Below are 7581 nucleotides of genomic sequence, written 5' to 3' on the forward strand. Positions count from 1 at the left end.
AAAAGTCCCAAATAATCTATCCCATATGATTAAAATTCCGGCATGATTACGATCTAAGTAAATAGGATTACTACCATGATGCACACGATGATGAGATGGTGTATTAAAAATAGCTTCGAACCATTTTGGCATTTTGTTTATAGCTTCGGTATGTATCCAGAATTGGTATAATAAACTTATAGACATCTGTAATAATATCATTGCAGGATGAAAACCCAACAGTGGTAACCAAAGCCAAAAAATAAAGGTATAAAAACCACCAGACCATGTTTGGCGAAGTGCTGTACTTAAATTATAGTGCTCAGAAGAATGATGAACCACATGTGATGCCCAAAATAAACGACACTCATGCGAAACGCGATGAAACCAATAATAAGCAAAGTCATCAACAAAAAATAGTAGAACAAATGACCACCAAACTACAGGGATTGTAAACAATCTAAAGTTATTATAAACCCAAAAGAAGACTAATAGAACCAAAGCTTTACTCGCAAAACCTAGTATAACATTCCCTAATCCCATAGCTATAGAAGAAAAGGCATCTTTAGTTTCATAAGTCTTAATATGTTGTTTGGTAGTAACATATAATTCTAATAGCATAGCTAACACGAAAAACGGAATGGCATATAAGATTATATTAGGAAAGTCAGGCATCGATGTTAATTTATGTGTCCTAAATTACGAAATTAATTGAGTATTTTTGAGTCTAATTATGAAAGCAAATTACCAGCGATATATTTTAAAATTTAAAAGACCTAGCGGAACATCAAGAGGTGTAATGACTACCAAAGAGACTTGGTTTATAATGCTTAGTCATAAAGATAAAAATGGAATAGGGGAGTGTGGTATTTTACGAGGCTTATCAATTGATGATCAACCAGATTATGAAGATAAGCTTAAATGGGTTTGTGAAAATATAAACCTTGAATTAGAAGAATTGCTCAGTAAGCTTGTAGAATTTCCAAGTATTCAATTCGGATTAGAAACCGCTTTTAAATCATTAGAGAGTTTAGACCAATTTCAAATATTTCCTTCAGCATTTACTAAAGGGTTTGATGGTATTCCTATAAATGGTTTAGTTTGGATGGGAAGCGAAGATTTTATGCGAGAACAAATTAAAGAAAAGATTAATGCTGGTTTTGATTGTATTAAGCTAAAAATTGGAGCTATCGATTTTCAAACTGAATTAGATATTTTAAAATCAATACGCAAAGAGTTTTCAGTTTCAGATATAGAATTACGTGTTGATGCTAATGGCGCATTTTCAAAAGATGATGCATTAGAAAAATTAAAATGGCTTTCAGAATATCAATTGCATTCCATAGAACAACCTATAAAGCCAAAACAGTTTGATGTTATGGCCCGACTTTGTGAAATGACTCCTTTACCAATAGCATTAGATGAAGAATTGATAGGAGTCTTTTTTCAAGAAGAAAAACAGCATTTACTTCAAACTATAAAACCGCAATACATTATTTTGAAACCAAGTTTAGTTGGTGGTTTTAGTGGAAGTAAACATTGGATTGACTTGGCTGAAGATTTAAATATAAAATGGTGGATTACTAGTGCTTTAGAAAGCAACATTGGTTTAAATGCGATTGCACAATGGACTTACTCACTTAAAAACAGTATGCCACAAGGTTTGGGAACTGGAAGTTTATTTACAAATAATATTCCTTCGCCATTAATTGTAAAAAATGGTACTTTGCACTACAATTTAAAACAACACTGGAAATTTAATTTATAGCTATGAACTATATACAACAAGCCTACAAAGGACAGCGCGAACTATGGATGTTTATACTAACAACTTTTTTGGTTGCTGGTATATTTATTGCCAATTTTGTGTTCTATTTAATTTCTGATCCTGCTGATTTAGATGCTGCTATGGATATGATGAAAACTTGGCCATCAATTATATCTTTAATTGTCAATTTATTGCCATTTGCATTTTTACTTGGTCTCTTATTTATTTTGGTTAAATATATACATCAGCGTAGTATATTATCACTAACAACTGCAAGATCAAAAGTGGATTTTAAGCGAATATTATTCTCATTTTCAATGGTGTGCATATTTACACTAGTATCTTTTTTTATTGGTTATTCGATTGATTCTTCTGAAATAGTGTTTCAGTTTAATCTAGGCAAATTTGCTTTGTTATTTTTTGTAAGCATCATTTTATTTCCATTTCAAATAGGTTTAGAAGAGTACTTATTTAGAGGTTATTTGATGCAACATATTGGAGTACTAGTAAAAAATAAATGGTTTCCTTTAATTATAACTTCTGTATTATTCGGTATTGCACATAGTGCTAATCCAGAGGTTGGAGCCATTGGATTCTGGGAAATGATGATTTTTTATGTAGGTACAGGATTGTTATTAGGTATTATGACTTTAATGGATGATGGATTAGAATTAGCACTAGGATTTCACTTAGGTAATAATCTATTGGCATCACTTTTAGTAACTGCAGATTGGACAGCATTGCAGACAGATGCTGTTTTTAAAAGTACTGCAGCTCCTTCTATGAATGTAGTATCAGAAATATTAATGCCAGTGTTAGTGGTATATCCGATAATGCTATTAATTCTATCTAAGCGTTATGGTTGGAAAAATTGGTCTGACCGCTTATTCGGAAAAGTTACAGAACCACCAAAAGAAGATTACAAAATTATAGAGTAGATGACACCTAAGTATAGTAAAGTTCATAATCGTTTTAAGTTTAATGGACTTCATTTTAATCATGAAGACCTTAAAGAAGTTGCTTACAGCCTTATAAAAGAAGGAGAAGTCTATGAAAAAGTAACAGGGAATTTTTTAATAGATTGGCTAAGTAACGATGACTATTTGCATGTAAATACATCAGGTTCAACTGGGCAACCAAAAACTATTAAGTTAAAAAAACAAGCTATGGTAAATTCTGCCATTGCTACTGGAGATTTCTTTGGTTTAGGGCCAGGTGATAAAGCAATAGACTGCTTGCCAAGTCATTATATAGCAGGTAAAATGATGCTCGTTAGAGCTATGATTTTAGGCTTAGAAATTGATTGTGTGGAGCCAAGTGCGCATCCAATTTTTGATTATGAAAAGAAATATGATTTCTGCGCTATGATTCCATTGCAATTAAAGCACACCATAAATTATACTGGGAATATTAAAACTATTATTGTTGGCGGATCTAAAGTAACAAAGCCATTGTTAGAAAAGATAGAAGGCGCATCCTCTAAGTTCTACGAGACTTATGGTATGACGGAAACTGTAACACATGTTGCTGTAAGACAATTAGAATCTAAGACAGGTAAAAGGGATGTTAACTTTAAAGCATTACCGAATGTTAGTTTTGATGAAGACGAAAGAAACTGCTTAATAATAAAAGCATCAAAATTAGTAAATGAAGCTTTAGTGACTAATGATGTTGTAGATTTAAAGTCTGATACTAGTTTTGAATTACTTGGTCGTTATGATAATGTTATCAATTCTGGAGGAGTAAAGTTGTTTCCTGAGCAGATTGAAGATAAGTTGCAACCTATAATAGATGAACGTTTTATCCTTGCTGGTCAAGTGGACGATACGCTTGGTGAGAAGCTTGTTTTAATTGTGGAAAACCCTAGAGATTCTAAGGAAAGCATTAGTAAGAGAATTAAGATTTTAAAGGGACTTACCAAATTCGAAGTACCAAAAGAAATTTATACTACTGATAAATTTGTTGAAACCGTAAATGGTAAAATTCAACGTAAGGAAACTATAAAAGCTGTTATAAATAATTAAGCTAAACTAAATGCAATGAAAAAACTGAATTTACTATTAGTAGTTTTAATCGGAATAACAATTTTATCATGCTCAACAGATGATAATAACTCCAATTCAGATGAACCTACAATAATTGGAGAGTGGATTTTGGTAAATCAAATTTATGATGGACAGAATGAAGACCTTTCCGATTGCGAATTACAAGAAACTTTGACTTTTAATTCAAATGGAGCTTTGATTTCTTATTATACAGATAATGATCCTTGTGAATTTTTTACCGAAAACCAATCGTTTACACTCAACGGAACTGAATTAACTATTCTTTTTGGTCAAAATTCTAATTTTAAGTTTAATGTTCTTACTCTATCTTCAACAGAATTGATCATTGAAAACTTTTATAGGAATGGAGAAACCCTCGAAGAAAACAATAGAACCACTTACGAATATGAAAAAGTGGAATAAACCTTATTGTTGTTTATAATTACCAAAAGTTAATTATTTATTAGTTAACTCACCCAAAGACTTACTTCACTCATTATTGATTTTGTTTTCTAGGTAAGGCATTTAGTTTTATACCAACTATAAATGCTAAACCAATGAACTTTTTAAAAAAAAATCACGAACTCAAAAAGAGAAATAGAAAAGGGGTGAGTAAAATGATATTCACAACCACACTTGCATTGTTATTATCAATTGCAAGCCATTCACAAGAAAAAAACATTGAAACAAAGTCTGTTACTCTCGATAATTTTATAACCTTTATTGTAGAGCATTACAGTACTAAGACAGATTCCACCAAAACAAAAAATATCACTTTTCTTATTGAAAGCTATGCAGATAGTTTCAATACAGAGGACAGCGTTATTCTTAAGCAAGCTTTTAAATTATTATCAAAAAGAGTCACTGAAGGAGATCTAATAAGTATTGTTGCCTATTCTCATTTTAATGGTATAGCCCTCAGACAAGCTACTGCCACAGATGTTAAGAAACTACTTTATGTGATTGAACATCCAAAATCTAGTGTAAAAACATTTGAAGAAGATGGTATCGAACTAGCTTATCAGTTTACCAAAGAAAACTTTGTAGAAGACTCAGAAAACTCAGTGGTTATGATTCGTATTCCTAACCGAAAATCTGAAGTTGTTAAAACAGAAGCAACAGATACCAAGAAAGTAACTAAGAAAAAAAGTAATGCTGTGGTATTAACTGCCATCGCTTTATTACCAGAAATCATTGCAGTTATAAAAGATTAAATAATCATCAAAATTATATATTATGAAAAATGTATTACAAATCATTATTGTATTGTTTCTGTCAATACAATTAAATGCACAACAAAAAACAATTACAGGAAAAGTAACTTCAGTATCAGACGGATTACCATTGCCAGGTGCAAGTATAATTATTAAAGGGACAAGCAAAGGTGTTCAAACCGATTTTGATGGTAAGTATTCTATTCAAACCAATCTAGGAGATAAATTGATTTTTAGCTATATAGGTTATAAATCTATAGACTTAATAGTAGGAAATTCTAATATTATTGATGTTGGTATGGAGACAAGAGAAACATTAGATGAAGTTGTAATTGTTGGTTATGGCAATGTTTCTAAAGCTACATCAAAAGCTGCTTCGGTAAGAGTGTCTTCACATACAGTGGAAAATAGACCCAATGCAAAGTTTGTACAAACACTGAGAGGTCAAGTTGCTGGTTTAAATATTACTACTAGTTATGGTCTACCAATAGAGAATTCTATAGTTAAACTAAGGGGTACATCTTCAAATATAAAAACAGAGCCACTATATATAGTTGATGGTGTTGGAATTAACAAAGGATATAATGCAATAATTAAACAAATAAAACCTGAAGATATAGAGCACATTAACGTTTATAAATCATCTGAAGCTGTTAATAAGTTTGGAGAGTTAGCAAGACATGGATGTATAGTCATTAATACCAAATCTGGTAATTACCGGATTCAGAAAGATGAGGATTATGCAAATATTAATGAGAATGATTTTGAAACCACACAGCTTTCACCCTTATCTACATTTTCAATAGATGTAGATAAAGCAGCTTACAGTAATATAAGACGAATGATTAATAATGGAGAATATGTGAGACCAAATGCTGTTAAAATTGAAGAAATGGTTAATTATTTTAATTACAATTATCCACAACCTAAAGATGAACATCCATTTTCTATTAATACAGAGGTTGTTGAAACACCTTGGTACAACGAAACACAATTAGTTAGAATTGGTTTGCAAGGTAAAACCTATGTTAATGAAGCTTTGCCAGCTTCTAATCTTACATTTTTAATTGATGTATCTGGTTCAATGAGTTCTCAGAATAAATTGCCTTTATTAAAAAGTGCTTTTAAGTTATTGGTTAATCAACTCAGAGGAAAAGATAAAGTTTCGATTGTAGTTTATGCAGGTGCAGCGGGAGTTGTATTAGAACCAACTTCTGGTGACAATAAAGAGAAGATTTTGGCAGCATTAAATAATTTACAATCAGGTGGTTCTACAGCTGGAGGAGCCGGAATTAAATTGGCTTATAAATTAGCTGAAAAGAATTTTAAGAAAAAAGGAAATAATCGTGTCATTTTAGCCACTGATGGAGATTTTAATGTTGGTGCTTCAAGCGATAATGATATGAAGACTTTGATAGAAGAAAAACGAAAGTCTGGTGTATTCTTATCTGTTTTAGGTTTTGGATATGGTAATTATAAAGATTCAAAATTAGAAACACTTGCAGATAAGGGCAATGGAAACCACGCTTATATAGATAATATGCAAGAAGCACAAAAAGTTTTTGGAAAAGAGTTTGGAGGCACATTATTTACGATTGCAAAAGATGTAAAAATTCAAGTAGAATTCAACCCAAAGAAAGTCCAAGCATATCGCTTAATTGGTTATGAAAACAGATTGCTTGCTGATGAAGATTTTGTAGATGATACAAAGGATGCTGGAGAATTAGGGAGTGGACATACAGTTACAGCTTTATATGAAATTATTCCAGCAGGAATAGAAAGTGATTATATAAAAACTGCTCCAGATTTAAAATACACTAAGACTGAAATAACATCAAGTTACGAAGATGAATTATTCACAGTAAAATTTAGATATAAAAAACCAGATGCATCAAAGAGTATTGAAATGGTCCATGTTCAAAAAAACGTAACTACTGAAGTTACAGAAGACATGTATTTTGCTTCTGCTGTTGCTTTATTTGGCATGCAATTGAGACAATCTAAATATTTTAATAAAGTATCTGTATCGAAAGTGATTGAACTAGCAGAGAACGGAAGAGGAGAAGATAAAGATGGTTATAGAGCAGAGTTTATTAGACTCGTTAAGTCTTATGACAGTCTAAATTAATGTATGCATTAAATCAGCTCATCTGTCATTTTTAGCGCAGTCGAGAAAAATGAAACTAATAACTTTAAAGCATTTCGACTACGCTCAATGTGATAATTAGTTAATAATTAAAGATTAATGTAATGGCAAACAAAAAACCCAATGCAAACGCATTGGGTTTTTCTATTTTATTTATAAATGAATTAATTTTCGTCAGATAAATTTTTCATTTCTTCTTCAATCATTGCGTAGAACTGATCAATCTTAGGCAATACAACAATACGTGTACGTCTGTTTTTTGCTCTATTCTCTGCAGTATCATTATCCACTAAAGGAACGTGAGAACTACGACCAGCTGCTATTAATTGTTGTGGATTAACATCTAAGCTTTCTAAAACTCTTACAATAGAAGTCGCGCGTTTAACACTTAAATCCCAGTTATCAACTAAAGGTGGTTTGCTATAAGAC

Annotated in this window: 8 protein-coding genes; 6 read left to right on the forward strand and 2 right to left on the reverse strand. The window is 31.4% G+C overall.

What is annotated here, in order from left to right; genetic code table 11:
- A partial coding sequence (locus QZZ53_RS11080; RefSeq protein ID WP_296384587.1) for a sterol desaturase family protein occupies positions 1 to 654 on the reverse strand: 654 nt, incomplete at its 3' end.
- Between the two features lie 58 nt (positions 655 to 712).
- Here QZZ53_RS11080 and QZZ53_RS11085 point away from each other — a divergent pair.
- From QZZ53_RS11085 to QZZ53_RS11110, 6 genes are all read left to right on the forward strand, one after another.
- Positions 713 to 1747 (forward strand): o-succinylbenzoate synthase, encoded by a 1035-nt coding sequence (locus tag QZZ53_RS11085; protein WP_296384589.1) that lies wholly within the window; start codon positions 713 to 715, stop codon positions 1745 to 1747.
- Between the two features lie 2 nt (positions 1748 to 1749).
- Positions 1750 to 2685: a type II CAAX endopeptidase family protein gene (locus tag QZZ53_RS11090; protein WP_296384590.1), complete on the forward strand. Its 936-nt coding sequence runs from the start codon at positions 1750 to 1752 to the stop codon at positions 2683 to 2685.
- Positions 2686 to 3771 (forward strand): AMP-binding protein, encoded by a 1086-nt coding sequence (locus QZZ53_RS11095; protein WP_296384592.1) that lies wholly within the window; start codon positions 2686 to 2688, stop codon positions 3769 to 3771.
- 15 nt (positions 3772 to 3786) lie between these two features.
- Complete coding sequence (locus QZZ53_RS11100; RefSeq protein WP_296384595.1) at positions 3787 to 4215, forward strand: lipocalin family protein; 429 nt, start codon at positions 3787 to 3789, stop codon at positions 4213 to 4215.
- 134 nt (positions 4216 to 4349) lie between these two features.
- Complete coding sequence (locus tag QZZ53_RS11105; RefSeq protein WP_296384597.1) at positions 4350 to 5006, forward strand: hypothetical protein; 657 nt, start codon at positions 4350 to 4352, stop codon at positions 5004 to 5006.
- 22 nt (positions 5007 to 5028) lie between these two features.
- Positions 5029 to 7134, forward strand: a complete 2106-nt coding sequence (locus tag QZZ53_RS11110) for a von Willebrand factor type A domain-containing protein (protein WP_296384599.1) — start codon at positions 5029 to 5031, stop codon at positions 7132 to 7134.
- Positions 7135 to 7316: 182 nt separating this feature from the next.
- On the opposite strand, the gene QZZ53_RS11115 is transcribed toward QZZ53_RS11110, so the two are convergent.
- Positions 7317 to 7581: OmpA family protein (locus tag QZZ53_RS11115; RefSeq protein ID WP_296384601.1), on the reverse strand; the 265-nt coding region annotated here is incomplete at its 5' end.

This window comes from Winogradskyella sp. (assembly GCF_016744625.1).
Lineage (GTDB): Bacteria > Bacteroidota > Bacteroidia > Flavobacteriales > Flavobacteriaceae > Winogradskyella.